Origin of the sequence: Isoptericola sp. NPDC056605 (assembly GCF_042792795.1) — a bacterium.
Lineage (GTDB): Bacteria > Actinomycetota > Actinomycetes > Actinomycetales > Cellulomonadaceae > Isoptericola.
In genome coordinates this window covers 47,386-71,895 of record NZ_JBHTVT010000002.1, presented here as the reverse complement: position 1 = coordinate 71,895, position 24,510 = coordinate 47,386, and the positions used below count along the sequence as shown (strand labels likewise).

Sequence of the window (24,510 nt, the reverse complement as noted above, 5' to 3'; positions counted from 1 at the left end):
GGTCGGTCGACGCCGGCGGGCACGAGGCCCGACGGACGTCAGGTCAGAGCAGGCCGAGCTTGGCCGCGCACCCGGGCCACTGGCCCCAGCCGGACTGCGCCTGCAGCTTCTTGGCGAGGCGCGTCTGCTCGGCGGCAGAGTTCTCCGACGGGAGGCCGGAGCCGCCCATCGCGTGCCAGGTCTGCGCGGAGAACTGGTACAGGCCGTAGTAGCCGTTCCCGGTGTTCGTCGCCGGGTTGCCGCCCGACTCGCACTGGGCGAGGTCGGCCCACACCCCCGCGGGCGCCGAGCCGGTGGCCTTCGACGTCGAACCGGACGACGAGCCCGAGGAGCTCGACGACGAGGACGAGCTGCCGGAGGAGCTCTCCTTCGGCTCCGGCTCGGGCTCCGGCTCCGGGCGCGCCTTGGTGCCCTCGACGACGACCTCCGTGACCGGCTTGGTCGTCACCTTGTCCGAGAGCTTCTTCTTGGCGACGACGTCGCCGTCGACCGTGGTCACGCGGTACGTGAGGGTGCGCTCGCCGTCCTTGCCCTCCTGGGCGACCTTGGTGCCCAGGTCGGCGAAGCGGTCGGCGTCCTTCTCGGTACGCGCCTTGTGGTCCACCGCGACCTTCTTGGTGACCTTCTTCGTCTCGATGCGCTCGATGACGATGCGCACCGCCGGGTCGCCGTCGGTCTTGGCGGTCTGACGCTCGACGAAGACGTGGTCGTCGTCGTCGGCGGTCAGGCCGAGCCCCTGGAGGATCGCCTCCAGGCCGACGGAGCCGTCGTCGACCACCGTGGTGGTGCCGTCCGCGACGACGGCGACCGGCTGGTCGGCGTCGAGCTGCAGCGGCAGCGACGCGCGGTCGCCGGAGCGGGAGGCGACGAGGGAGACGTCGGAACCGCGGGCGTCGAGGCCGCGCAGGGCCTCCTCGGCGTCCAGCGCCGTGACCCACACGTCGTCCTGCTCGCCGTCGACGTCCACCGTGAGCTCGTGCCCGGAGCGGACCACGACCTGCGAGCCGTCGCGCAGGGCGGCGTCGACGGACGGGGTGACGGCGTCGCGCTCGCCCACCTCGACGCCCTGGGCGTCCAGCAGGCCGGCGACGGAGCCGGAGAAGGTCGAGACGGTGCGCGTCGCGCCGTCGATGTCGAGCGTCACGCTCTTGCGCGCGCTCTCGTAGGCCGTGGCCGCACCGCCCGCGACGACGAGCGCGCCGGCGGCGAGACCCGCGATGAGCGGGAGCCGACGGCGACGGCGCGTGGCGGTCGTCGCGGAGGCGGCCGCTGCGTCGGGCCCAGCCTCGGGCATCGACTCGGCCGAGGAGTGGGGAGTCTCGTTCGAGGGGTTCACACAGGTCCAGTCGTCGTGTGGTCCGGTCACGACGGCGGGGTCCCGGCTGGCTGTCGGGGTCGTGGTCGATCCGGTGGCTCCGAAGACCGTAACCGGATCGTGACCATCGGCCAAGCCTGGTTATGGTACGGATGCCCGCGTCTGTCCCCTGCTGTCCGATAAGTCGCCACGACCGGGGTGACCTGTCTCACACGTCGCCCGAGCATGTCGGGACCACGACCCCGGTGTCGGCGGGCTCGACCGGCAGCGGTCAGTACCAGCCCACCGACACGGAGTGGCTCCAGGCCCCGCAGGGGGTGCCGTACCGCCCGGAGATGTAGCCCAGGCCCCACTCGATCTGCGTCGACGGGTTGGTGCGCCAGTCCGACCCGGCGGTCGCCATCTTCGAGCCGGGGAGGGACTGCGGGATGCCGTACGCGCCGCTGGACGGGTTCTCGGCGTTCCAGCGCCAGCCCGACTCCTTGTCCCACAGCTTCTCGAGGCAGGTGTACTGGTCGGCGCCCCAGCCGCGCTCGGCGGCCATCGCCTTGCCGATCGCCTTCGCGGAACCCGGGTCGGGGTTGGCCGTGGAGACCTCGAGCGTGCCCACCACGACGACCTCGTCCACCGGCTTGCGCGTGACCTCGCGGTCGACCACGGTGCGCTCCACCTCGGCGCCGTCCAGGGTGCGCACCTCGTAGGTCGTGACGCGCTCCCCCGGCACGCCTGCCGTGCGCACCACCTCGTACCCCTTCGGCAGCTCGTCGGACTCGACGCGCTCCGTCTCGAACGGGATGACCTCGGTCTTCCGGTCGGCGTCCGTGTTCCCGCGGCTCACCATGACGACCATCCCGTCGACGGCGGCCGCGCCGAGCGGCACGGACGTGCGGTCGTGCTCGCCGAGCGTGATGCCCGCGGTCGCGAGCACGTCGCGGACCGTCGACTGCGCCGTGCGGATCGGCAGCACCAGGCCGTCCACCGCCACCTGCACGGTCTTCGTGGTCGACACCCGCACAGGGGTCCGGTCCAGCGGAGCGGTGCGCGACGCCGACGTCACGGCGTCCGACCCGCGGGGGCCGAGCGCCGCCAGGAGCTCGCCGACCGTGTGCGCCGTCGTCGGGAAGGTGGTGACCTCCCCGTCGATCTCGACCGTCACCTCACGGCTCGAGCGGACCACGACCTGGCCGCCGTCCGCCGCGGGCGACGACGCCGCGGGCTGCACCAGGTCGTCCGGGCCGAGCGGGATGTGGTGGTAGCGCAGCACGTCGGCCACCGACGCACCGTAGGAGCCGACGGTCGCGACGTGGCCGTCGTAGTCGATCGTCATCGTCTTGTGCACCTGCGTGACCGCGACCGTGCCGCCCACCAGCGCCAGGACCACCGTGCCGTGCACGACGTGACGCGCGGGGCCCGAGAGGGCCCCGCGGCGTGGGGTCGACGACGGGGCCGTCGCCGTGTCCGACCCGCGCTCCGTCCTCGACCTCCGCACGAGCACCAGACCGTAACGGAACCGTGACCAGGGGGGAAGCCCTCGACCGCTCACGAACCGCTCACCCGGGGGCTCACCACGTGCCGTACACGCGCTCGGACGTCGCCGAGAGCGTCCGGCACACCTCGTCCAGCGGGCGCTCGAGGACGTCCGCCATCGCGCGCACGGTGTGCGCCGCGACGTACGGGGCGTTCGGCTGCCCGCGGTACGGGTGCGGCGGCAGGTACGGCGCGTCCGTCTCGACCAGCACCAGCTCGAGGGGCACGGCGCGCAACGCCGCCCGCAGGTGGTCGTTCCTCGGGTACGTCACCGGGCCGGCGAACGAGAGGAACCAGCCGTGCTCCGCCGCGAGCGCGGCCATCTCCTCGTCGCCCGAGTAGCAGTGGAAGACGGTGCGCTCGGGGGCGCCGTCGGCGAGCAGGACGTCGATCACCTGCGCGTGCGCGTCGCGGTCGTGGATCTGCAGCGCCAGGCCGAGCTCCTTCGCCAGCGCGACGTGGGCGCGGAACGCGTCACGCTGCACGGCCTCGCCCAGGGGGCCGGTGCGGAACAGGTCCATGCCCGTCTCCCCGATCGCGCGCACGCGATCGTGCGAACGCGCGACCTCCGCGACCCGGTCGAGCGCATCGTCGAGCGGCACCCCGTGGTGGGGCGCCGGGTCGGGCTCGAGCCCGTCCGGGCCGACCTCGCGGACGCCGGCGTGCAGCACGGCCTCGTTGGGGTGGATCGCGACGGCCGCGAGCACGCCCGGGTGACCCGCCGCCAGCAGGTCGACGGTCCAGTCGATGCCCGGCAGGTCGCAGCCCACCTGCACGACCCGGTCCACGCCGGCCGCCGCCGCGCGGGCGAGGTGCTCGGCAGCGGTCGGGACGGGCTCGCCGTCGGGAAGGATCCCGGCGATCGCGTCGAGGTGCGTGTGGTTGTCGGCGACGGGCACCGGCAGGGGCGCGGGCTCCGCCGGGAACCCGCGCTCGCGCTTGCGCCCCACCTCAGGCCTTCTCGCGCAGCCGCTCGAGCTCCTCCTCGACGATCGAGTCGTCGAGCTTGGTGAACACGGGGGTGGGCTTCGCGATCTCGGTGCCCGGCGTCACGGGACGCGACTCCCACGAGGGGAAGTCGTAGTCGCCCGTGATGACCGGGTACTGCCGGGTCTCGTCGTCGAGGTCGGTGACCTCGTCGATGCGCGGCTGGGGCGCGAAGGTGCCGGTGCCGCCCATGGTCTCGTGCACCTGCTGGGCCGAGTGCGGCAGGAACGGGCTGAGCAGCGTGTTGCAGTCGCTCACGGCCTGCGTGACCGTGTGCAGCACGGTCGCGAGGCGGTCCGGGTCCGTCTTGAGCTTCCAGGGCTCCGTCTCCGACACGTACCGGTTGACGTCGCCGACCACGCGCATGGCCTCCGCGACCGCCGCCCGCTGCCGGTTGGACTCGATGAGCCCGCCGACCGTGCCGAACGCCGCGGACGTCGACTTGAGGACGCCGCGGTCGACGTCGGCCAGCTCGCCCGGCGTCGGGACCTGCCCGAAGTTCTTGTGCACCATGCTCGCGGTGCGGTTCACGAGGTTGCCCCAGCCCGCCACGAGCTCGTCGTTGGTGCGGCGCAGGAAGCTGTCCCACGTGAAGTCGACGTCCTGGCTCTCCGGGCCCGCGGCCGCCACGTAGTAGCGGAACGCGTCCGGCTGGTAGCGCGCCAGCATGTCGCGCACGTAGATGACGACGCCGCGCGAGCTGGAGAACTTCTGCCCCTCGACGTTGAGGAACTCCGAGCTGACCACCTCGGTGGGCAGCTGCAGCGTCCCGTACGGGCCCGGCGCGCCGCCGCGCGAGCCCTTCCCGTCGTAGGCCAGCAGCTCGGCCGGCCAGATCTGGGAGTGGAACGTGATGTTGTCCTTGCCCATGAAGTAGAAGGAGCGGGCCGTCTCCTCGTTCCAGAACGCGCGCCACGCCTCCGGGTCGCCCGTGCGCCGCGCCCACTCGATCGACGCCGAGAGGTACCCGATCACGGCGTCGAACCACACGTACAGCCGCTTGGTCGGGTTCTCCTCCCAGCCCTCGAGCGGCACCGGGATGCCCCAGTCGATGTCGCGCGTCATGGCGCGCGGCCGGATGTCGTCGAGCAGGTTGAGGCTGAAGTTCAGCACGTTCGGGCGCCAGCCGGTGCGGGTGCGCAGCCAGTCGCCCAGCGCGTCCGCGAGCGCCGGCAGGTCGAGGAAGAAGTGGTTCGACTCGACGAACTTCGGCGTCTCGCCGTTGATGCGGCTGCGGGGGTTGATCAGGTCGATCGGGTCGAGCTGGTTGCCGCAGTTGTCGCACTGGTCGCCGCGCGCGCCGTCGTACCCGCAGATGGGGCACGTGCCCTCGATGAACCGGTCGGGCAGCGTGCGGCCGGTGGACGGGGAGATCGCGCCCATCGTGGTCTTCTCGACCATGTAGCCGTTCTTGTACACCGTGCGGAACATCTCCTGCACGACGGCGTAGTGGTTGCGCGTCGTCGTGCGGGTGAACAGGTCGTAGGACAGCCCGAGCGACGTGAGGTCCTCGACGATGACGCGGTTGTAGCGGTCCGCGAGCTGCTGCGGCGTCACGCCCTCCTGCTCCGCCTGCACGAGGATCGGCGTCCCGTGCTCGTCCGTGCCGGAGACCATCAGCACGTCGTGACCCGCCATCCGCATGTGCCGGCTGAAGACGTCGGAGGGAACGCCGAAGCCGGCGACGTGGCCGATGTGCCGCGGGCCGTTGGCGTAGGGCCACGCCACGGCCGAGAGGATGTGGGTCATGCGGGCGATTCTAGGGCCCGCGCGACGGGGCGTCCCGAGCCGTCCGCACCCCGGCTCCGGCCCGCCCGCCTCCGCCCGTCAGCCGAAGGTGACCCGCACCAGGCGGTCGTCGCCGTCCCGCGGCGAGCCGCGGCCGTCGGTGTTGTTGGTCAGCACCCACAGGCCACCGGCGTCCCCGCCCCCGGGCTCGACGGGCGCCACGTTGCGCAGCCGGCCCAGCTCGCCCGCGAGCAGGGCCTGGGGCTCCCCGAGCGGTCGGGCGCTCCCGTCGGCGTCGACCGCGCCCTTGCTCGCCCCCGGGCTCGGGTCCTCCTCGTCCGCTCCAGAGGCCGTGCTCCCGAAGGGCACGCGCCACAGCCGCTCGCCGCGCAGCCCGGCGAGGTACACGGCGTCGTCGGTCACGGCCAGGCCGGACGGCGACGCGTCGGAGGTGGGCCACCAGGCGACCGGCGCGACGGTGCCGTCGCCCGCCTGCGGCTGACCCTCGAGGCCCGGCCCCTCGACGTCGGGCCAGCCGTAGTTGCCGCCCGCCTCGATCTGGTTGAGCTCGTCCCACGTGTTCTGCCCGAACTCGCTCGCGAACATCCGGCCCGAGGCGTCCCAGCCGAGGCCCTGCACGTTGCGGTGGCCGAAGGTCCAGACCGGCGAGCCGGGGTCGGGGTTGCCGGGCGCCGGATCCCCGTCGGTCGTGACGCGCAGGATCTTGCCCGCGAGCGACGCGGCGTCCTGGGACGCCTCCCCGTCCCCCGCGTCACCGGTGCCGACGTAGAGGAAGCCGTCGGGGCCGAACGCCAGCCCGCCGCCGTCGTGGTGCCCGGCGCGCGGGATGCCGTCGAGGACGGTCGTGAGCCCGCCGAGCTCCGTCCCGTCCAGCGCGCCGCGCAGCACGGCGTTGTCGTCGGCGCCGGTGCGGTAGACGAACACGTCGCCCGAGCCCGGGTCGCGCGCGACGCCGAGCAGCCCGCCCTCGCCGTCGGGGGTGGTCTGCGCGGCGAGCGCGTCCGCGCCGGGACCGGTGACGTCCGTCGTCGTGCCGGCGTCGGGGTCCACGACCACCAGGCGGGCCTCGTCGCGCAGGCTGATCAGCAGCGCGCCGTCCGGCAGCGCGGCGAGCCCCCAGGGCACGTCGAGGCCGTCGACGACTGTCTCGACCGAGACGTCGGGCGTGGCCGCCGGTGCCGCGGAGGTCTTCGCAGGGGTGTCGCTCGCCGTCGGTTCCGGGGACGACGACCGCGTCGCCGGGTCCGGGTCGTCGCCCGGGCCGCCGCAGGCCGCGAGCAGGAGCACGAGCGCCGCGACGGGGGCGGCGGCCGCCGGGCGGCGGGTCGGATGGCGCCTCATGACCCCATCCTGCTGCGCACGGCCGCCACCGTCGACACCGAGCCGCCGGACTGGCATGCTCTCCCCCAAGAACCGGTCAAGGGGGACTGCGATGTCGATCACCGAACGCCTGCGACGCCTGTTCCGTCGTGGCGGCCGGACCCGTCCCGCCGCGCGGCCGGGCCTCCCGCCCCTCTCTGTTGCGGAGGAGCGCGGACGGCCCGCTGCCGGCACCATGGCCGTCCAGCCGCTCTACTGCCCCGGCTCCGTGGGCGGCGGCTACTGCTGACGCGGCCGGGGCGCTGGTGCCCCGGGTGACCGTCGTCGACACCCGACCGACTCGCGACCTACTCTTGACGAACGGTTCTCGGACTGCGGTTCCGACGGAGGAGTCGTCATGAATCTCAGCGCAAGGCTCAGGGCCACGTTCCACCGCCGCGAGAAGCTGCCGCGCCTCGATCCCTCCGAGCGCCGCCCGCCCTCCTGGGCCGCGGACCCCCGGCTCGAGCCCGACAAGATGGACATGCGCAACCGTCGCTCCGCGGACGCGTTCGGCATGGGCTACCTGGACGGCGGGGGATTCTTCGACGGCGGAGGTGGTGGCGGCGACGGTCCCTGATCCGCCGCGCACCGTGGCAGGCTGGGTGGCATGAGCGATGCCGTGCCCGCCTCCGTCCGCGCCCTGATCGTCGTCGACGTCCAGCCCACGTTCTGCGAGGGCGGCGAGCTCGCCGTCGACGGCGGGAACCAGGTCGCCGCGGACGTCGCGGCCTACGCGGCCGCGCACCGCGACCGGTACGAGATCGTCGTGACCACGCAGGACTGGCACGTGGACCCGGGCGACCACTTCAGCGACCACCCCGACTTCGTCGACTCCTGGCCGCCGCACGGCCTCGCCGGCACGCCGAACGCCGAGCTGCACCCCGCCCTCGCGGACCTGCGCCCGGACGTGTCCGTGAAGAAGGGCCAGTACGCCCACGGCTACTCCGGCTTCGAGGGCACGGACGCGGACGGCCGCACGCTGGAGCAGGCGCTGCGCGACGCCCGCGTCGAGGCGGTCGACGTCGTCGGCCTCGTCGAGTCGCACTGCGTCAAGCGCACCGCCCTCGACGCCGTCGGCCTGGGCCTGGCGACGCGCGTGCTCACCGACCTCACCATCCCCGTCAGCCCCGAGCAGGGCGAGCAGGCCCGCACCGAGCTCGCCGCCGCCGGCGTCGAGCTCACCCCCTCGACCGCCGCCTGACGGCCGAACATGCACCCGTGCACGTTCTGAGCGCTCAGGACGTGCGCAACTGCATGCTCGGCAGCTACTTCGCGGCGAGGGCGGCCGCGTAGAGGTCGCGCTTGGGCACCCCGGCCGCGGTGGCGACGTCGGCGACGGCGGCCTTGAGCCGCTCCCCCGCGCGGACGCGGGCCAGGACCTCGGGCACGAGGTCCTCGACGCTGGGAGCCGCACCCGCGGGCGCGCCTCCGACGACGACGCAGATCTCGCCGCGCAGCCCCTCGCCGCCCGCGGCGCGAGCGTCGGCCTCGGCGACGACGTCCGCGAGCGGGCCGCGGAGCACCTCCTCGTACGTCTTGGTCAGCTCACGGCAGACGGCGGCGGGCCGGGCGGGCCCGAACGCGTCGGCCATGGCGTGCAGCGTGTCGGTGATCCGGTGGGGCGCCTCGAAGAAGACCATCGTGCGCGGCTCAGCGGCGAGCGCGCCGAGCCACCGCGACCGCTCCCCCGCCTTGCGCGGCACGAACCCCTCGAAGGTGAACCGGTCGGTGGGCAGCCCGGACAGGGCGAGCGCGGTGAGCACCGCCGACGGACCGGGGGCCGCCGTCACGCGCAGGTCCCGCTCCACGGCGCGGGCCACCACGCGGTAGCCCGGGTCGGACACCGCGGGCATTCCGGCGTCCGACACCACGAGCACGGTGCCGCCGTCCGCGACGACGTCGAGCAGCTCGTCGGCGCGGGCCTCCTCGTTGTGCTCGTGGTACGACGTCACGCGCCCGGCCACGGTCACGCCCAGTCGCGCGGCCAGGGCGTGCAGGCGGCGCGTGTCCTCGGCCGCGACGACGTCGGCCTCCGCGAGCAGCCGGCGCAGCCGCGGCGACGCGTCCTCCGCGTTCCCGATGGGCGTCGCCGCGAGCACGACCGCCCCGGCCTCGGAGTGCGGGGCTGGACGGGTGTCGGGAGACGGCGCGGCGGAGGGCTCGGGGGTCATGGTGACCAGCGTCGCACGCCCCCTACGATGACCCGGTGACCGCCCCCGACGCCGACGCCACCGCCACCGGCGATCCCGCGCCCGCGGGCACGCCACCGAGCCACGCGCGCCACCGCGCGGCCGAGGCCCCGGACGGGACGCCCGCGGCCGACGGCACGCCGGAGCCCCCGGCGCACGTGGCCCCGCCGCCGGCGTTCCCCGGCACCCCGGCACCGCCGTCCCCGATGCCCGCGGACGGCGACGGTCGCACCACGCAGGCGAAGCTGCTGGAGCGGCTGCTCGGCGCGCGGCGCGTCCGGCTCGACCTGCGCCGCCGCGACCGGTTCTGGGGCTGGTTCGGCACGATCGTCGTCACGCTGGTGGCGGCGGCCACCCGGCTGTGGCAGCTGGGGCAGCCGCACAAGCTCGTGTTCGACGAGACCTACTACGTCAAGGACGCGTTCACCCTCGGCCGCCTCGGTTTCGAGGCGCAGTGGCCCGACGAGCCGAACCCGGCGTTCGAGGCCGGCGACGTCCTCACCTACCTCGACAAGGCCGCCTACGTCGTCCACCCGCCGATCGGCAAGTGGATGATCTGGCTCGGCATGGACGCGGGCGGCGGCGCCACCAGCTCCTTCGCGTGGCGGCTGTCCAGCGCGGTCGTCGGGATCCTCGCCGTGTTCCTGCTGGTCCGGATCGCCCGCCGGCTGTTCTCGTCGACCACGATGGGGGTGGTCGCGGGCCTGCTGCTCGCCGTCGACGGCGAGGCCATCGTGCACTCCCGCACGGCCCTGCTCGACCAGTTCCTCATGTTCTGGGTGCTGGTCGCGTTCGGCTGCCTCGTCATGGACCGCGAGCAGGCCAGACGCCGGCTCGCGGGCCGGGTCGCCGAGATCCTCGACGCCGGCGGCACCGTGGCGCGCTACGGTCCGCGGCTGGGCTTCCGCTGGTGGCGCCTCGCCGCGGGCGTCAGCCTCGGCCTCGCCTGCGGCACCAAGTGGTCGGGCCTGTGGTTCGTCGCCGTCTTCGGCATCCTCACCGTGCTGTGGGACCTCGCGGCCCGCCGCGCCGCCGGCGTCGGCCGCTGGTGGGAGGACTCCCTCGTCGTGGACGCCGTGCCCGCGTTCCTCACGATCGTGCCCACCGCGATCGTGGTCTACGTCGCGTCGTGGTGGTCGTGGTTCGTGAACCAGGGCGCCTACCTGCGGCAGTGGGCGGCCGAGCACCCCGGCGAGGGCGTCACCTGGCTGCCCGACCCGCTGCGCAGCCTGCTCCACTACCACCAGCAGATGTGGGACTTCCACACCGGGCTCTCCTCCGACCACCCGTACGCCTCGCACCCCCTGGGCTGGATCGTGCAGTGGCGGCCGACGTCGTTCTTCTGGGAGAAGGAGGCCCCCGGCCAGGGGACGTGCCCCGCCGACGCCGCGGAGTCGTGCGCCCGCGCCGTCACGTCGCTCGGCAACCCGCTGCTGTGGCTCCTCGGCGCGATCGCCCTCGTCGCGACGATCTGGCTGGGGATCCGGCTGCGCGACTGGCGCGCCCTCGCCGTCCTGAGCGGCACCGCCGCCGGCTGGCTGCCCTGGTTCGCCTACGCGCCGCCGTTCAGCGACCGGACGATCTTCACCTTCTACTCGATCGTCTTCACGCCGTTCGTGGTGCTGACGCTCGTCTACCCCATGGTCGTGGCGCTGGAGCGCACGGAGGGACGACGGCGCGAGCGCTCGCTCGCCGTGGCGACGATCGTCGCCGTGCTCGTCGTGATCCTTGCCGTGTCGGCGATCTTCTACCCGCTGTGGACGGGCATGCAGGTGCCCTACTCCTACTGGCAGAACGTCATGCGGCTGGAGTCCTGGATCTAGGAGCTCCGGCTCTCACCCACCCCGGCACTGGGGTTTCCCCTAGCAGTGGTCAGACCACTCCCGTGCGCCGCCGAAGACTGGGGACCGTTGCGACGGCGAGTCACCGGACGACGGAGAAGACCTCCACGGCGAGCATCCTCGCGCGATACGCAACGCGACCGCACGAAGGGTGAGGCCATCATGAACACGAGGACCAAGGGGATCGTCGCCGGTGTCGCAGGTGCCGCTCTGCTGCTCGGCGCGGGGGGCACCTTCGCCCTCTGGCACGACCAGGGACAGGTCGCCGGGGGCGTCATCCGCGCCGGCCACCTGAAGGTGCAGGCGGAGGAGACGCAGTGGTTCGACGTGTCCCCCGACGGCGGCGACACCCAGGACCTGTCGGGCGAGGTCGGCCAGGGGCTGCGCTGGGACGTCAACTGGCTCGGGCAGGAGCAGTCGCTCCCGATCGGTGTCACGACCGAGTTCCGGAGCCTCGACGCGGACGGCACGGGGGCCGGCACCAGCGACGTCGTGGGCCACCAGGTCGACCTCGGCACGTGGCAGGCGGTGCCCGGCGACTTCGTCCTCGGACGGACCCGGGTGATGGCCCACGCCGAGGGCGACAACATGGAGGCCCGGGTCTCCGTGCACGGCGGCAACCTCGAGGGCGAGCTCGCCCAGGGGCTGGGCCTGAAGTTCTTCGTCACCGACCGGGACGGGAACCTCCTCACGGGCGAGGCCCAGGACGTGTCCCAGGCCACCGACGTGCCCGTCCCGGGGTCGGGCACGCAGGAGCTCCAGGTGTTCGTCCTCGGGAACCTGCCGCGCGAGATCGACCGGCAGGACCTGACGGGCGCCGAAGCCGTCCTGCAGGACATGAACGTGATGCTGGAGCAGGTCCGCTGACGGCACCCGCCACCTGACGCCTCCCGGGCCCGGCGACCACCGCGGCCCGGGAGCGCGTCGGCGGCACCCGCTGCAGACCCTCTGAAGGAGGCTCCCCATGAAGCGCGCAGCCAGCCTCGCCGCCGGCGCCCTCGCCGGCGCCCTGCTCCTCGGGTCGACCGGCACCACCACCGCGGCCTGGCGGTCGGAGGCGCCCGTCCCCGCCGCGACCCTCGCGGCCGGCGACCTCGACGTCACGCTCGACGTCGCGGACGGGTCCCCGGACCCCGGCACGATCGAGCCGAACGGCGAGCTCACGGCGTCCTACGACCTCGGCACGGCGATGCGCGGGGACAACCTCGACGCGGTCCTGCGGCTCGCGGTCCCGGCCTGGCGCGACAGCACGCTCCTCGAGGTCCTCGAGATCTCGGCCGTGGTCGAGCAGGACGGCGTGGAGGTGGCGACCGGGACGCTCGACGCCGAGGGCGCGTTCCGCTTCGACGGCGCGCCCGACGTCCCCGTCGAGCTCCCGCACGACGCCGCCGGCGCGCTCACCGTGACGCTCACCGTGGCGATGGACCCGTGGGCGGGGAACGCCTACCAGGGCCTCCGGCTGGAGGACGGCGACCTCGTCGCGGACCTGTGGCAGGTCCGGGCGGGCGAGTCGGTGGACGACCGCGAGCGCCTGTGGAGCGACTCCGCGGCGGTTCCCGCGCCCCCCGTCGTGAGCGGCTCCCTGGACGTCGAGGTCGACGCGGCCCCGCGCGCCCGGGAGGACGACGCCGCCCGGTCGGACGACGAGGCCGAGCCCGACACCTCCGACGCGACGGCCGGCACCGAGCAGACCGACCCGGCCGAGGCGCCGGACGACACCGCCCCGGAACCCGAGCCGAGCACGGAACCCGACGCGGAGCCCGAGCCTGCGGAGACCTCGCCCGCCGAGCCCGAGCCCACCGAGCCCGAGCCCACCGAGACGTCCGACGGCGGACCGTCGGACGCCGGCGAGGCTGACGCCGAGCCGGAGCCCGAGTGGGCCGACGACCTGCTCGACCTGCTCGACCGGGCCGGTCTCGACGAGGCCGCCGTCGACCCGGACGAGCTTCCCGCCGAGGTCGAGGAGTGGGCCGAGGCCCAGGGGATCGCGCTGGACGACGTGCGCGCCTGGCTCGAGGGGAGGGCGTCATGACCACCAGCACGGGGCAGGCCCCGGCCGTCGGCACGACGTCGTCCCCTGCACTCCGGTCGCGCCCCGCCGGGCGCCCGCGGCGCGTCCTCGGGAGGATCGCGTCCGTCCTGCTCGGCGCCGTCATGGTCGCCCTGCTCGCGCTGGCCGGGGCCGCCGTGGTCGTCCCCAAGGCCATGGGCGCCACCCCGCTCACGGTGCTGACCGGCTCGATGGAGCCGGCGCTCTCCCCCGGCGACGTCGTGGTGGTGCGCCCGGTCGACCCGGCGGACGTCCAGGTGGGCGACGTCCTGACCTTCCAGCCCGTCTCCGGCGACCCCACCCTGGTGACCCACCGGGTCGTCGGGATCACGTGGGGCGGCGACGGGGCTGCCGGCTTCATCACCCGCGGCGACGCCAACGGCGCCGACGACGACCCGATCGTCGCCGACCAGGTGCAGGGCCGCGTCGTGTACTCGATCCCGCTGGTCGGCCACGTGACGAACGCGTCGTGGGCGCCCACGGCGGTGAAGGTCGCCGCCGTCGGCCTCATCCTCTACGGCGTCGTCGCGGTCGTGACGCCCGACCGCTCGCGGGGCACCCGCCGTCGCGCGGAGCGGACCACCGACCGAGAGCAGGGAGCATCGTGATGACCAGGAACCGCACCCGGGCCCTCGCCCTCGCCGTGGTGCTCGCCACCACCGGGGCCGTCGCCCCGTCGGCCTCCGCCGTGGTCGCGGCCTCCGCGACCGCCCCGGCCACGATCGTGCGGGCGGACGCGGCGAGCCCGGTCACCCCGGAGCACGACACCGACGGCACGCCCCTCGTCCGCCTGACCGGCGCCGTGACGCCGGGCGACGCGATCCTCGTCGACGGCTCGCTGCTCGGCGAGGTCGTCGTCGTCCCGGGCGACTCCGGCCGGGCGGTGCTGCGGGTGCGCAACGACGGTCCGACCGCCGGCACGCTCACGGCGAGCGTCGTCGACGCCGTCGCCTTCCGCGACGCCGGCAATGCGAGCTGGGCCGACGACTCGTTCTACGACGACCTGACCGTCAACGGGGTCCCCGCCACGCAGCTGGAGGGCCGTCGGACGGTGATCCACGAGGTCGCCCTGGACCGGGGGGCCACCGTCGACATCCCCGTCGACTACGCCTTCCCGGTGGAGGCGACGAGCGGCAACCGCGCCTTCGTGGGCGAGCGCGTCTTCACGTTCGACCTCCTGCTCCGCATCCTCGGCGACACCCCCGACCCCGACGCACCGGCCGAGGACCCACCAGGCGACGACGGTCCCGGCACGGTCCCCGGCGACGACGGACCGGGGTCGGGCACCGCGGACCGCAGCACGGCCACCGGCGGCACCGGGACGACCCGCACGGCCACCGGCGACGCCGGCACCAGCGGGCTCGTCGCCCGCACGGGCGGTGCCGCTCTCCCGGCCGACCCGCCCTGGCTGCTCCTCGCGGGCGCGCTGCTCGCGCTCACCGCGGCGGGCGCCGCCCGGGCCCTGCGCCGCCACCGGGCGACGTCCCGCGAGGTGCCCGAGTGAGACGAGGGGTGCGGGCCCTGCTGGTCGCGGTCCTCGCGCTGTCGCTCGGCGGCGCGGCGACCGTGACCTGGCTCGGGCTGCAGGGCGGCGACACGTGCGCCGCCGCCCAGCGCGACCTCGACGGCCGGTGCGTCCGCCTCGACGCCCGGCCCGACGTCGCGGGCGCGGACCTGCGCCCGACGGGCGGCCGGTTCCAGGCACCCGCCCAGGACCTCGACGTCCCCCTCACCTCGATGTCCGCCACGGGCGGGGCGCTCGACCCGCCCACGCTCACCGAGGCGTTCGAGGTCCGGGACCCGGAGCGGACCTCGGCCGAGGGCAGCCGGCCCCGGCTCGTGGCCGTGCACGCCGTGCGCGACGGGCGCGCGCCCGGCAACGCGTTCTTCGAGCCGGGGGCGCACGACCCCGTCGTCACGGTCTCCCCCGGTGACGAGCTGCGGGTCGACGGCGTCACCTACCTCGTGGAGAGCACCGAGGTGCTGAGCAAGGCCGACGCCGCGGCCTCCCCCGACGTCTGGGGCCACCGCCCGGACGGCGAGGCGCGCCTCGTCGTGCTCACGTGCCTGCAGCGCGCAGGCAGCACCGGAGCCGCGCGGGACAACCTGGTGATCCACGCCGTGCGCGCCTGACCAGGCCGTGGACGCAGGACGGACGGCAGTCGCTCCGGTTGCCTGAAGGCGACCCCCCTGTCGACGATGAGGGGTGGTCCGAGACGCGGAGCGGGACGAGCGTCGTGCCTTCGCGCTCATCGCGATGACCGGCGTCGCGCTGATCGCTGTCGTCCCGGCCGCCGAGCTCGCGCTCTGGGAGATGGAGGGCATCGCGCCCGTCGACAGCACCGGTGCGCCGGTGTTCGGGCAGCCCGAGCTGGTGTTCGTCGTCCGCGTCACCGCCCTCCTCGTCGGTGGAGTCGTCGTCGCGAGCGCGCTCGCGGCGGCGCTGCTGCTCAGGCTGCACATCCTGCACTGGTCGCGCGGGGCGCGGATCGCCCTCGTCGTCGGCCTGAGCCTCGGGATCGGGGCCACCCGCACCGGAGCGGTGTACCTCGGCCTGCCGCAGGGCGCGTCCACCGAGTTCCTCGTCGTCGAGACCGTGCTGGCCACCCTCGAGGCGTCCTTCGCGATCTCGATCGCGCTCTACTACGTGGGCACCCGTCGCCGCATCCGGGACGAGGAGCGTCGCCACCTGGAGGAGACGCAGCGCACCGAGCTCGCGCGCATCGAGGCCGAGAAGGAGGAGCTGCGGGTGCGGCGCGAGGTCTCCCGGGAGCTGCACGGGGGCCTGCAGCAGCGCCTCGTCCTGGCGATCCGGGAGCTGGAGAGGGTCCGCGACGAGCTGCGGCGCGCCGGACAGGCGAGCGCGGCGCGCTCCGTCGAGGCGGTCTCCGAGGGGCTGGACGAGTTCCGCGAGTCCGAGGTGCGGACGGTGGCCCACACCCTGTACCCCCTGGCGGGCGACTTCGCCCTGTCCGCGGCGCTGCTGCTCCTCGCGGACCGGCTGCCGCCGACGGTCCGGATGGACGTGCGCTACGAGGGCGTCGCCGACGCGCTGCTCGCCGGGTACGACCTGCCCCCCGCGGACCGGGTGATGCTGTTCTCCATCGTCGAGGAGGGGGTCAACAACGCCGTGCGGCACGGGCGGGCCGGTGTCATCGACGTCGTGGTCCGCGGTGACCAGAGCGCCGACGGCTGGGGCACCGCGCTCGTCACGGTCGACGACGACGGCGTCGGGATCGACGGCGAGCCGGAGCTCTCGGGGATCGCGCGCCTGCGGGCACGGGTGCAGGGTCGGGGCGGGGAGCTCACGCTCGGCCCGTCACCCGCGGGAGGGGCCAGGCTGGCCGCCAGGCTGCCGGTGCTCGTCGTCGCGCCGCCCGGGGCGGAGAGCCGACGATGACCGCCGCCCCCCGCACGCTGCGCGTGGCCGTCGTCGAGGACGAGGCGATGGTGCGCGGCCTGGTCCTGGCCCTGTTGCGCGGGCAGCCCGGCATCGAGGTCGTGGCCGACGCGGCGGGCCAGCGCGCGGCGCTCGACGCCATCCGGCCGGCCGAGGCCGACGTCGCCCTCCTCGACATCGAGCTCGAGGACGGCAACGGCATCGCCCTCGGGCGCGCCCTCCAGGAGCGGGACCCCGCGCTGCGGATCCTGCTCGTGTCCAGCCACAACCTCCTCGCCCTGGTGCGCTCGATCAGCGCCGCCGCCCCGACCGCGTGGAGCTACCTGTCCAAGCGGTCGTCGGCCCAGCCCGGCGAGCTCGTGCGGGCCGTGACCGCGGTGGGGAAGGGCCGGGTCGTGATCGACCCGGCCCTGGTGAGCCGCTCGGTGCCGCGGTCGGACACGCCCCTGGCGCTGCTGTCCGTGGCGCAGTTCCGGGTGCTGCAGCTCGTCGCGGAGGGACGTGGGAACGGCCGGGTGGCCGCCGAGCTCGGCATCACGCCGAAGGCGGTCGAGGCCCACCTCACCAGCGTCTACAAGCGCCTGGACCTGCCGGACGGGGCCAACAACCGCGTCGCCGCGGTGCTCGAGTTCCTCCGGCAGTCCGTGCGCCCCGGGGCCTGACGGCGCTCCCCTCGCTCAGACGGTCGGCCAGTCGACCTGCGGGGTCTGGTGGAACGCCCACCCGCCGGCACGCCAGGCGGGCGCCTGCGCCGCGGTGCGGGCACGGAACCCGTCCCAGTCCTTGCGCTCGGGAGCGGTCCAGGCGACCTCGGCGACGGCGCCGAGGCGCGGCAGCAGCATGGAGAACAGCTCGTCGCGGGTGGTGATCGTCTCGGTCCAGACGGCGGCCTCGACGCCCTCGACGGCGTCGGCGGGCAGCCCGTCGATGACGGCGGTCGGCTCCCAGTCGTACGAGTCGCGCAGCTCGACGTACCCCGCCCAGTGCAGGCCGAGCTCGTGCTCCGGCGTGTACTTCATGTCGAGGTAGGCGTGGTTCCCGGGGGACATGATGAACCGCGCGCCCGCCTGCGCCGCCGCGACGAAGCGCGCGAACTCCTCGCCCTTCGGCTCCCAGTACTGCAGCAGCGTGCCCGGCTCGACGGGGCCGCGCGCGCCCTCCTGCCAGAAGATCGGCGTCTTGCCGTGCTCGCGCACGATCCGGGCAGCGAGCTCGACGAACCTCGCGAACTCCTCGACCTCCATCGTGTGCACCTCGTCGCCGCCGACGTGCACCCAGTCGCCGCGCGTCATGGCGGCGACGTCGCCGATGACGTCGCGCAGGAACGGCTCGGTGGCCGGGTTGTCGAACCAGAGCCGGGAGAAGCCGACCTCGATGCCGTCGTACGGCTCGGTGGGCAGGCCGTCCTTCGTCAGCGCCCCGTACACCTGCGTGGCCGCGTTGATGTGCCCGGGCATGTCGAACTCGGGCACGATCGTCACGAACCGCGCCGCCGCGTACTCCTGCAGCTCGCGGAAGTCGTCCACCGTGAGGAACCCGGCCGTGCCGCCCCCCACCTGGCTGTCGGACGCCTTCTCCAGCTCGGGGCGCGACGGCGTCTCGATCCGCCAGCCCTGGTCGTCGGTGAGGTGCAGGTGCAGCACGCGCAGCTTGAACGCGCCGACCAGGTCGACGACGGCGCGGATGTCCTCGGGCCCGAACCAGTGCCGCACGACGTCGAACGACAGCCCGCGCCAGCCGTACCGGGGGGCGTCGTGCACGACGACGGCGGGGACCTCGCGCGCAGCACCCGCCTCGCCCGCGGTGGGGACGAGCTGGCGCAGCGTGCGCACCGCGTGCAGCAGGCCGACCGGCTCGGGCGCGGTGGCCTCGACGCCCGCCGTCGTGACCCGCAGCGTGTATCGCTCGGGGTTGTCGGAGCCCTCGGGCCCGGCGGCGGCGTCGAGCCGCAGCACGACAGGCGTGGCGCCGTCCGCCTCGGCGGGCTCCTGGCCCGGCACCGTGTCGACGACACGCACGCCCACCGCCTCGAGCTGCTCGGCCGCGACGACGGCGAGGGCGTCGTCGGGCACGACGAGACGGGCGACGTCCAGGGCGAGCGGGGCGGCGTCCTGCCCGTCGACGACGGTGGGCCACGGGATCAGGGACAGCACGATGATCGGTCTCCAGGGGCGCGGGCCGACGGCACCCGGTCGGCGCCGACGGAGGATCGAAACGTTACGTTAGCGATCCTGCCGAATCGGCCGAACCCCTGTCAACGACGCCGCGCGACGACCGCCGCCCGTCAGGAGGTGGCGATCAGCACCGGCGCGGGATCGGACGGCACGACCGGCCCCGTCACCCCGGACGCCGGACCCGACCACCCGAGGTGCACGCCGTCGGGCAGGTCGGCGCTCACCTGGTTCCACACCCACTCCCCGGTGGTGGCACCGCCGGTCAGGTCGGCGAGGACGAGCGTCTCCACCTGGGGCACCGAGCGCAGCAGGGACCGGTCGGGCACGGACTCCGGTCGCGTCTGGTGCACGACCAGCAGGGCCGGCGGAAGGCCCTCCCGCGACACCAGGTCGGCCAGGTAGGTGGTCACCTCGCCGACCTCGGCCGCCGTCATCTGGTGGGACGTCGTCGCGGCGCCGTCGCCGACCCGGGCCTCAGGGTGCAGGGCGACCCCCACCCCGGGCGTCCGCAGCAGCGCCTCGGCCGCCCGCACCTGCTCGACCACCGGCGCGGTGCCGGCGCCGACGTCGAGCAGCACGTACACCCCGGCGTCCCGCGCCGCGTCGACCAGCGGGCGCAGGGACTCCACGTCCTCCTGCGTCACCCAGTCGCCGTCCTCGCCCGGGCCGCTCGCGGTCGCGCTGACCGGCAGCACGAGCGTCGGGACCACGGGGTCGTCCGCAGCGTCGTCCGGCGCGTCCTCGCCCGGCGCGTACGCGGCGGCCGCGGCCTGTGCGCGGGCGACGGCGGCGGCCGGGTCGTCCCAGACCGTCGCGTCGACGGCGACATACCGCGCCGGCAGCAGGTGCTGCGAGCCGGTGGGCAGCAGCGCGGCGCGCTCCGCGGCCGCGACGCGCCAGGCGAACGTGCCGGCGTCGCCGAACGACCGACCCACCCCCACGACGGTGAGCGCCTGCGCCCGGTCCACGGTCTCGACGACGCGCCGGGACGCGAGGTCACCGCCGCGCACCTCGGTCGTCACGGCCCCCGCCGCACGCAGCGAGGCGATCGCGGCCTCCTGCCCCTCCTGCGGGTCGACCAGCGCCAGCACCTCTCGCAGCAGCCGCGGCGCGCCCTCGGTCCCCCCCGACGCGGACGGGGAGGCCCCCGGGCCCCCGCCGAGCAGGGAGTCGAGGCGATCGACGAGATCCTCCAGGTCGTCGTCCTCGAGCGTCGGGCCCGCGCCGTCGCCCTCGGTCTCCTCGCCGTCCTCGCCGACGACGACGTCGGGGCTCACCGTGATCGCCTGGACGCCCGCGGCGTCCGCGACCTGGCGCGCCGCCGCACCCGGGTCGGCCTCGGCGTCACCGTCGGGAGCCTCCGAGGCGTCCGTGCCGTCGGCGTCCCCGTCGCCCGGTCCCGCCTGGTCACCCGTGACGACGACCGCCGCACGCGCACCGAGCCGCTCGATCTCCTCGGTGACGCCCGGCCCGGCGCCGTCGGCCAGCAGGGCCGGGGCGTGCAGGGCCACCGCCGCGGCGGCCAGGGCCTCCCGCGCCCCCGCGTCGTCCGCGTCGGCGAGGACCACGACCTCCGAGCGAGCGAAGACCGTCTGGCTCGTCGTGAGCGCGAGATCGGCCGGGTCGGCGGCGTCGAGGAGCACCGTGTGCGTGGACAGGTCGCGCACCGCGACGGCCGGGGCGCCCGTCGACGGGCTCGCCGCCTCGCCGGGCGGCGAGGCCGCGCAGCCGGTGAGGGCGAGTGCACCGGTCAGGACGACGGGCAGGACGAATCGGACGTTCCGGAGGGGCACGCCCCTCATCTTTGCGCATCCACCGACCGCTGGTCGACGGCCTCCACGACCTCGTCACACCCGCGCGGCAGGACGCGCCGGACGGTCGGGACGCCGCGCCGGTCAGGAGCCTGCGAGCAGCGCCATGATCTCCGCGTACTGCCGCCGCTGGGCGGCGGAGAGCGGCGCGAGGAGCGCCTCCTGCACGCCGTCGAGGACGCCGTCGAGCTCCCGGAGCACCGCGAGGCCGGACGGCGTGACCGACACGATCTTGCGGCGCCGGTTCGTCGCGTCCGCCTCCCGCCGCACCAGGCCGCGGTCCTCGAGCTCCCGGAGCGCGCCGGTGACGTCGCTCCGGTCGATGCCGGTGTCCCGCCCGAGGTCGGCCTGACTCTCCGGCCCCCACTGCTCGAGCGCGGCCAGGAGCCGGTAGTGGTAGCCACGCAGACCGTCGCCGTGCTCGGCGAACGCGCCGGCGAGCAAGGCGGACGACCGCGCCGCGGCGCGCCCCAGCAGCCACGTCGGCCGATCCTTCTGCCGGTCGGGCGTGCGGCGGGGAGGGAGTGGCTCGCGCATGCCCCGAGCCTAGCTGGATGTTGGGACGACCCACGATTGATGTATGTTGGTTGTACCAATCTTGGACGTTCCAACAAAGGAGCAGGACGATGAGCGACAGCACGACGCGGGTCCTCGTGGTGGGCCGCAGCGCCCGAGCCCTCACCGAGACGGTCGCGATGCTGCGCGCCCGCGGCATCGCGGCGAACGCGACCAACCAGTTCGACCGGGTGCTCGAGGACTACGACTCCCGCGACCTCGACCTCGTGCTCTTCGGCGGCCAGGTGCCGCCTCGGCAGCGCGAGCTCCTGGAGGCGGAGCTGCTCCGTCGCAACCCCGACGTCCGGTTCCACAGCGGGCTCGGCGGCATGGCGCCGCTGCTCACCGCCCAGGTGGAGCAGATCGTCGGCGGCCCGGTGCCCGGCGTCGATCACGACGCCGAGGCCCGCGAGCTGCACGTCACGCTGGCCGACCCCGCGCACGTCACGGCCACGGCACTCTGGGCCGTGCCCGTCCCGCCCGACCCGGTCCCCCACGCCGTGGCGCTCGTCGACGCGGACCTGCCGGCCGGACGGCACGCCGTCCCGGTGCCGCCGGAGGTGCCGGCGCACGGTGCCTTCGCCGCCGTCCGCATCGACGACCGCACCGCCGTCGTCCGCCTCGGCGCAGCCCCGCGACCGGCCGCTCGTGGCACGGTCGGCGCGCCGCTGCCCGCGCCCGAGCCGGTGACCACCCGGCTCCCCTGGGAGGCGCCCGGGTCCCGACGGTCGTGAGCAGGCGATGTCGCACCCGCCCGGCACCATCGGGGGATGCCGAGCGACCTCCTCCTGCGCATCCACGGCCCCGAGTTCCGCACCATGTCCGAGCGGGTGCTGCGCGCCACCGAGCTCACCTCCCGCCTCAACGTGCTGCCGTTCGACGACGAGGCGGGCAAGGCGGAGCTGTTCGAGCAGATCCTCGGCCGTCCGCTGCCGTCGAGGACGACGATCTACCCGCCCTTCTACACGGACCACGGGCTGAACCTCGACCTCGCCGAGCGGGTGTTCGTCAACCAGAACTGCACGTTCCTCGACTATGCCGGGATCCGACTGGCCGAGCGCGTCATGGTGGCGCCGAAGGTCACGTTCATCACCGTGGGCCACCCGGTCGACACCGACGACCGCAGGGTGTGGCTCACCGGCGGCCCGATCGTCGTCGAGGAGAACGTGTGGATCGGCGCCGGGGCCACCGTCCTGCCGGGCGTGACCATCGGCCGGGACTCCGTGATCGCCGCCGGGGCCGTCGTCGCCGACGACGTGCCGGCCCGCAGCCTCGTCACCGGCGGCAAGGCGACGGTGCGCCGCCGCTGGTGAGGACCGCACCGGGGTGAAAAGCGGCCGGGCGGTTGAGGCCGCCCGCCCCCGTTCCTACGCTGCAGAGGTGTCCGAGGCGGGCCAGGACGTCGACAGCACCTCGCGCCGGCGCCTGCGCCGCGAGGCGTGGGGCTTCGCCGTCGGGTCGCTGTGCTTCCTCGTCGGGGCGCTCCCGCCCTACGCCGACGCGGTCGGCGAGGTCGGGGCGGGCGTCACGTTCGTCGTCGGGTCGGTGTTCTTCACCGCCGCCGCGGTCGTGCAGCTGAGCCTCAGCGGCCGGCGCCCGCCCCGAAGGGGCACGCACCCCGCCGACCGGTGGGACTGGTGGGCCGCCGCGGTCCAGCTCGTCGGCACGGTGTGCTTCAACGTGAGCACGGTCGCTGCCCTGGCCGCGTCCGTCGCGGACCCGGGACGGCTCGGCGCGGGCTGGAAGCCCGACGCGTACGGCTCGGTCGCGTTCCTCGTCTCGTCGGCGTGCGCGATCGTCGCGACCCGCGACCGCGGGCACCTGTGGGACCTGGACGCCCGGACCTGGCACGGCACCTGGCTCAACGCCGTCGGCTCGGTGGCGTTCGCCGCCTCTGCCGTCGGGGCGTACGTGGAGCCCTCCACGGGCACCTACCTCAGCGCGTGGTGGGACCAGGCCGGGACGCTCGCCGGCGCGCTCTGCTTCCTCGTCGCGGCGCTGCTCTCGCGTCGCACGGCCTGACCCGCGGCGGGTTCGAAAGGCGCCCGGGAACGACGACGGCCGCCGCACCAGGTGCGGCGGCCGTCGGCCTTCGGTGGAGCTAGGGGGATTCGAACCCCCGACCTTCTCATTGCGAACGAGACGCGCTACCAACTGCGCCATAGCCCCGAGAGCGGTGCCAACATTAGCACCCGGTCACCGCAGGTCGCCAAATCGGCTCAGCCCGCCGCGCGACGCCGGGCGAGGATCTCGTCCAGCGGCAGGCCGAGGGTCTCGGTGCGCGGTCGCGGCTCGTCCGCCGCTGCCAGGTCCGTCGTGCCGTCGGCGGTCGACGACGCGGCGCCCAGGGTGCCGGGAGCCCGCTCGGCGACCGGTGCCCCGGCGGGCGTCGCGGTCGGGCCGAGCGTCGCGCGGACGGTCGCGGCCAGCGCCGCGCCGCGCGCGGCGTCGCCCGCCGGGAACGTACGGCCTACACCCGGGGCCGCGAGCGGCCGCGGCTCGCGCCGGGGGGCCGCCGGCTTCGTGACGTAGGTCGGCAGGGGCACGGGCACGGGCTCCCACGGCTCGCTGCCGACCGGCGGCGGCCCGGCGGGCGCTCCGTCACCCCGCTCCCCCGGGTCGACGACGACGACGGGCTCCGGCGTCGCCGCCGGCTCGTCGGCGCGGACGTCGAAGACGAGGCGCTCCGACGACGCGGCGGCGCGGCGGACCGTGACCGGCTCGGGCTCCGCGCTCTCCTCGCCACGGGCGTCGGCGGCGGGGACGGTCGCGCGCGGGCCCGGGGAGGCGGGCTCCGTGCGCCGCGTCGCCCGCGGGGAGGTGCGGGCGGCGGACTGGTCGGCGGGCGCCGCCACGCGCGGGATGAGCTGCGTGTGCGTCGTCGACGGGCGCACCGCGTGGCCCGTCACCCGGGGGCGGTTGCGCGGCGCGTGCGGCCCTCCGTTCGCGAGCGCCCGCGCCTCGGTCGCCTGCCGCTGGGCGGCCTTGCGCTCCGCGACCCACCGCGCGTCGGCACGCCGGGCCTGCAGCACCGCGACCCGGCCCAGCACCAGCACGACGAGCAGCAGCGCGGTGGGCGCGGCCCCGGCGTACCAGCCGACCAGGCCGAGGCCGACGACGACCCAGCCGCCGATCGTGACAAGGAGCAGGAGGACGGTCAGCAGGAGCCGACGGCGTGCCCTCGCGGCGCGCTGCTCGAGCAGGGCGAGGCGGGACTCGCGCGGTCGATCGCCCTGCCCCGTGGCGCGCGGGGCCGTCAGGGCACGCGACGCGCCCCCGTCGTCGTCCAGACCCATCGGTCGCTCCCCTCGTCCGCCCTCCGACGACGTGCCGGGCACCAGCAGCGGCGTCGCGCCGCCGGTCGGGGTCGTCACCCCGCGCGTGCCGCCCGCACCCGCCACCGCCAGCACCCGGAGCCCGCCGGAGAACCTGTCCTCCACCCGCGCGTCCTGCAACTGCTGGCGGTGCCGCAGCCGGTGCGGCACCCAGAAGCCCAGCCACAGGACGAACAGCGCGAGCACCGCGAGTCCTGCCGCCGACGTTTCCACGT

24 protein-coding genes and 1 tRNA gene are annotated in these 24,510 nt (G+C 75.0%); 14 read left to right on the top strand and 11 right to left on the bottom strand.

The window, feature by feature from the left end; all coding sequences use genetic code 11:
- Nucleotides 1-43: 43 nt before the first annotated feature.
- The 5 genes from ACFQ8Y_RS03165 to ACFQ8Y_RS03145 all read right to left on the bottom strand — a co-directional run bounded on the left by ACFQ8Y_RS03165 (nt 44) and on the right by ACFQ8Y_RS03145 (nt 6,919).
- Nucleotides 44-1,366 carry a transglycosylase family protein gene (locus tag ACFQ8Y_RS03165; RefSeq protein ID WP_430584585.1) on the bottom strand — a complete coding sequence of 441 codons (1,323 nt, stop codon included), beginning with the start codon at nt 1,364-1,366 and terminating at the stop codon, nt 44-46.
- A 220-nt stretch (nt 1,367-1,586) separates the two neighbouring features.
- Nucleotides 1,587-2,708, bottom strand: coding sequence for a ubiquitin-like domain-containing protein (locus ACFQ8Y_RS03160; protein ID WP_430548735.1), 1,122 nt, complete (start codon nt 2,706-2,708; stop codon nt 1,587-1,589).
- Nucleotides 2,709-2,877: 169 nt separating this feature from the next.
- On the bottom strand, nt 2,878-3,792 hold the full coding sequence (locus ACFQ8Y_RS03155) for a TatD family hydrolase (RefSeq protein WP_430584584.1): 915 nt from the start codon (nt 3,790-3,792) through the stop codon (nt 2,878-2,880).
- A 1-nt stretch (nt 3,793) separates the two neighbouring features.
- Nucleotides 3,794-5,578 (bottom strand): methionine--tRNA ligase, encoded by a 1,785-nt coding sequence (gene metG, locus ACFQ8Y_RS03150; RefSeq protein WP_430548733.1) that lies wholly within the window; start codon nt 5,576-5,578, stop codon nt 3,794-3,796.
- A gap of 78 nt (nt 5,579-5,656) precedes the next feature.
- Nucleotides 5,657-6,919 carry a PQQ-dependent sugar dehydrogenase gene (locus ACFQ8Y_RS03145; RefSeq protein WP_430584583.1) on the bottom strand — a complete coding sequence of 421 codons (1,263 nt, stop codon included), beginning with the start codon at nt 6,917-6,919 and terminating at the stop codon, nt 5,657-5,659.
- 91 nt (nt 6,920-7,010) lie between these two features.
- Here ACFQ8Y_RS03145 and ACFQ8Y_RS03140 point away from each other — a divergent pair, with 91 nt between their 5' ends.
- The 3 genes from ACFQ8Y_RS03140 (at nt 7,011) to ACFQ8Y_RS03130 (ending at nt 8,141) form a co-directional block, all read left to right on the top strand.
- Nucleotides 7,011-7,187 carry a hypothetical protein gene (locus ACFQ8Y_RS03140; protein ID WP_430584582.1) on the top strand — a complete coding sequence of 59 codons (177 nt, stop codon included), beginning with the start codon at nt 7,011-7,013 and terminating at the stop codon, nt 7,185-7,187.
- A gap of 108 nt (nt 7,188-7,295) precedes the next feature.
- On the top strand, nt 7,296-7,517 hold the full coding sequence (locus ACFQ8Y_RS03135) for a hypothetical protein (RefSeq protein ID WP_430548730.1): 222 nt from the start codon (nt 7,296-7,298) through the stop codon (nt 7,515-7,517).
- 30 nt (nt 7,518-7,547) lie between these two features.
- Nucleotides 7,548-8,141, top strand: a complete 594-nt coding sequence (locus ACFQ8Y_RS03130) for an isochorismatase family protein (RefSeq protein WP_430584581.1) — start codon at nt 7,548-7,550, stop codon at nt 8,139-8,141.
- A gap of 64 nt (nt 8,142-8,205) precedes the next feature.
- On the opposite strand, the gene rsmI is transcribed toward ACFQ8Y_RS03130, so the two are convergent.
- On the bottom strand, nt 8,206-9,111 hold the full coding sequence (rsmI, locus tag ACFQ8Y_RS03125) for a 16S rRNA (cytidine(1402)-2'-O)-methyltransferase (protein ID WP_430564144.1): 906 nt from the start codon (nt 9,109-9,111) through the stop codon (nt 8,206-8,208).
- Between the two features lie 35 nt (nt 9,112-9,146).
- Between rsmI and ACFQ8Y_RS03120 the strand changes: the two genes are divergently transcribed.
- The 8 genes from ACFQ8Y_RS03120 to ACFQ8Y_RS03085 all read left to right on the top strand — a co-directional run bounded on the left by ACFQ8Y_RS03120 (nt 9,147) and on the right by ACFQ8Y_RS03085 (nt 17,082).
- The gene (locus ACFQ8Y_RS03120; RefSeq protein ID WP_430584580.1) at nt 9,147-10,952 is read left to right on the top strand and encodes a dolichyl-phosphate-mannose--protein mannosyltransferase; all 1,806 of its coding nucleotides are present in this window, start codon (nt 9,147-9,149) and stop codon (nt 10,950-10,952) included.
- Nucleotides 10,953-11,132: 180 nt separating this feature from the next.
- Nucleotides 11,133-11,837, top strand: coding sequence for a SipW-dependent-type signal peptide-containing protein (locus ACFQ8Y_RS03115; protein WP_430548723.1), 705 nt, complete (start codon nt 11,133-11,135; stop codon nt 11,835-11,837).
- Between the two features lie 97 nt (nt 11,838-11,934).
- On the top strand, nt 11,935-13,002 hold the full coding sequence (locus ACFQ8Y_RS03110; protein ID WP_430548722.1) for a hypothetical protein: 1,068 nt from the start codon (nt 11,935-11,937) through the stop codon (nt 13,000-13,002).
- Nucleotides 12,999-13,628, top strand: coding sequence for a signal peptidase I (locus tag ACFQ8Y_RS03105; protein ID WP_430548721.1), 630 nt, complete (start codon nt 12,999-13,001; stop codon nt 13,626-13,628). The genes ACFQ8Y_RS03110 and ACFQ8Y_RS03105 overlap by 4 nt, the downstream gene beginning before the upstream one ends.
- The gene (locus ACFQ8Y_RS03100) at nt 13,628-14,524 is read left to right on the top strand and encodes a hypothetical protein (RefSeq protein ID WP_430584579.1); all 897 of its coding nucleotides are present in this window, start codon (nt 13,628-13,630) and stop codon (nt 14,522-14,524) included. Before ACFQ8Y_RS03105 ends, ACFQ8Y_RS03100 begins: the two co-directional genes overlap by 1 nt.
- On the top strand, nt 14,521-15,153 hold the full coding sequence (locus tag ACFQ8Y_RS03095) for a hypothetical protein (protein WP_430548719.1): 633 nt from the start codon (nt 14,521-14,523) through the stop codon (nt 15,151-15,153). The genes ACFQ8Y_RS03100 and ACFQ8Y_RS03095 overlap by 4 nt, the downstream gene beginning before the upstream one ends.
- A gap of 73 nt (nt 15,154-15,226) precedes the next feature.
- Nucleotides 15,227-16,420, top strand: coding sequence for a sensor histidine kinase (locus ACFQ8Y_RS03090; RefSeq protein ID WP_430584578.1), 1,194 nt, complete (start codon nt 15,227-15,229; stop codon nt 16,418-16,420).
- Nucleotides 16,417-17,082, top strand: a complete 666-nt coding sequence (locus ACFQ8Y_RS03085; RefSeq protein WP_430584577.1) for a response regulator — start codon at nt 16,417-16,419, stop codon at nt 17,080-17,082. Before ACFQ8Y_RS03090 ends, ACFQ8Y_RS03085 begins: the two co-directional genes overlap by 4 nt.
- Nucleotides 17,083-17,097: 15 nt before the next feature.
- On the opposite strand, the gene ACFQ8Y_RS03080 is transcribed toward ACFQ8Y_RS03085, so the two are convergent.
- The 3 genes from ACFQ8Y_RS03080 to ACFQ8Y_RS03070 all read right to left on the bottom strand — a co-directional run bounded on the left by ACFQ8Y_RS03080 (nt 17,098) and on the right by ACFQ8Y_RS03070 (nt 20,942).
- On the bottom strand, nt 17,098-18,573 hold the full coding sequence (locus ACFQ8Y_RS03080; RefSeq protein WP_430584576.1) for a family 20 glycosylhydrolase: 1,476 nt from the start codon (nt 18,571-18,573) through the stop codon (nt 17,098-17,100).
- 131 nt (nt 18,574-18,704) lie between these two features.
- The gene (locus tag ACFQ8Y_RS03075; protein ID WP_430584575.1) at nt 18,705-20,387 is read right to left on the bottom strand and encodes a hypothetical protein; all 1,683 of its coding nucleotides are present in this window, start codon (nt 20,385-20,387) and stop codon (nt 18,705-18,707) included.
- 102 nt (nt 20,388-20,489) lie between these two features.
- Nucleotides 20,490-20,942, bottom strand: coding sequence for a MarR family winged helix-turn-helix transcriptional regulator (locus ACFQ8Y_RS03070; RefSeq protein ID WP_430584574.1), 453 nt, complete (start codon nt 20,940-20,942; stop codon nt 20,490-20,492).
- Between the two features lie 89 nt (nt 20,943-21,031).
- On the opposite strand from ACFQ8Y_RS03070, the gene ACFQ8Y_RS03065 reads away from it, so the two are divergent.
- From ACFQ8Y_RS03065 to ACFQ8Y_RS03055, 3 genes are all read left to right on the top strand, one after another.
- On the top strand, nt 21,032-21,694 hold the full coding sequence (locus ACFQ8Y_RS03065) for a hypothetical protein (RefSeq protein WP_430584573.1): 663 nt from the start codon (nt 21,032-21,034) through the stop codon (nt 21,692-21,694).
- 36 nt (nt 21,695-21,730) lie between these two features.
- Nucleotides 21,731-22,273: a sugar O-acetyltransferase gene (locus tag ACFQ8Y_RS03060; protein WP_430548712.1), complete on the top strand. Its 543-nt coding sequence runs from the start codon at nt 21,731-21,733 to the stop codon at nt 22,271-22,273.
- Between the two features lie 67 nt (nt 22,274-22,340).
- Nucleotides 22,341-22,982 carry a hypothetical protein gene (locus ACFQ8Y_RS03055; protein WP_430548711.1) on the top strand — a complete coding sequence of 214 codons (642 nt, stop codon included), beginning with the start codon at nt 22,341-22,343 and terminating at the stop codon, nt 22,980-22,982.
- A 74-nt stretch (nt 22,983-23,056) separates the two neighbouring features.
- Here the strand turns inward: ACFQ8Y_RS03055 and ACFQ8Y_RS03050 are convergent.
- Nucleotides 23,057-23,129, bottom strand: a tRNA-Ala gene (locus ACFQ8Y_RS03050).
- A 50-nt stretch (nt 23,130-23,179) separates the two neighbouring features.
- Complete coding sequence (locus tag ACFQ8Y_RS03045; protein ID WP_430584572.1) at nt 23,180-24,508, bottom strand: hypothetical protein; 1,329 nt, start codon at nt 24,506-24,508, stop codon at nt 23,180-23,182.
- Nucleotides 24,509-24,510 lie beyond the last annotated feature (2 nt).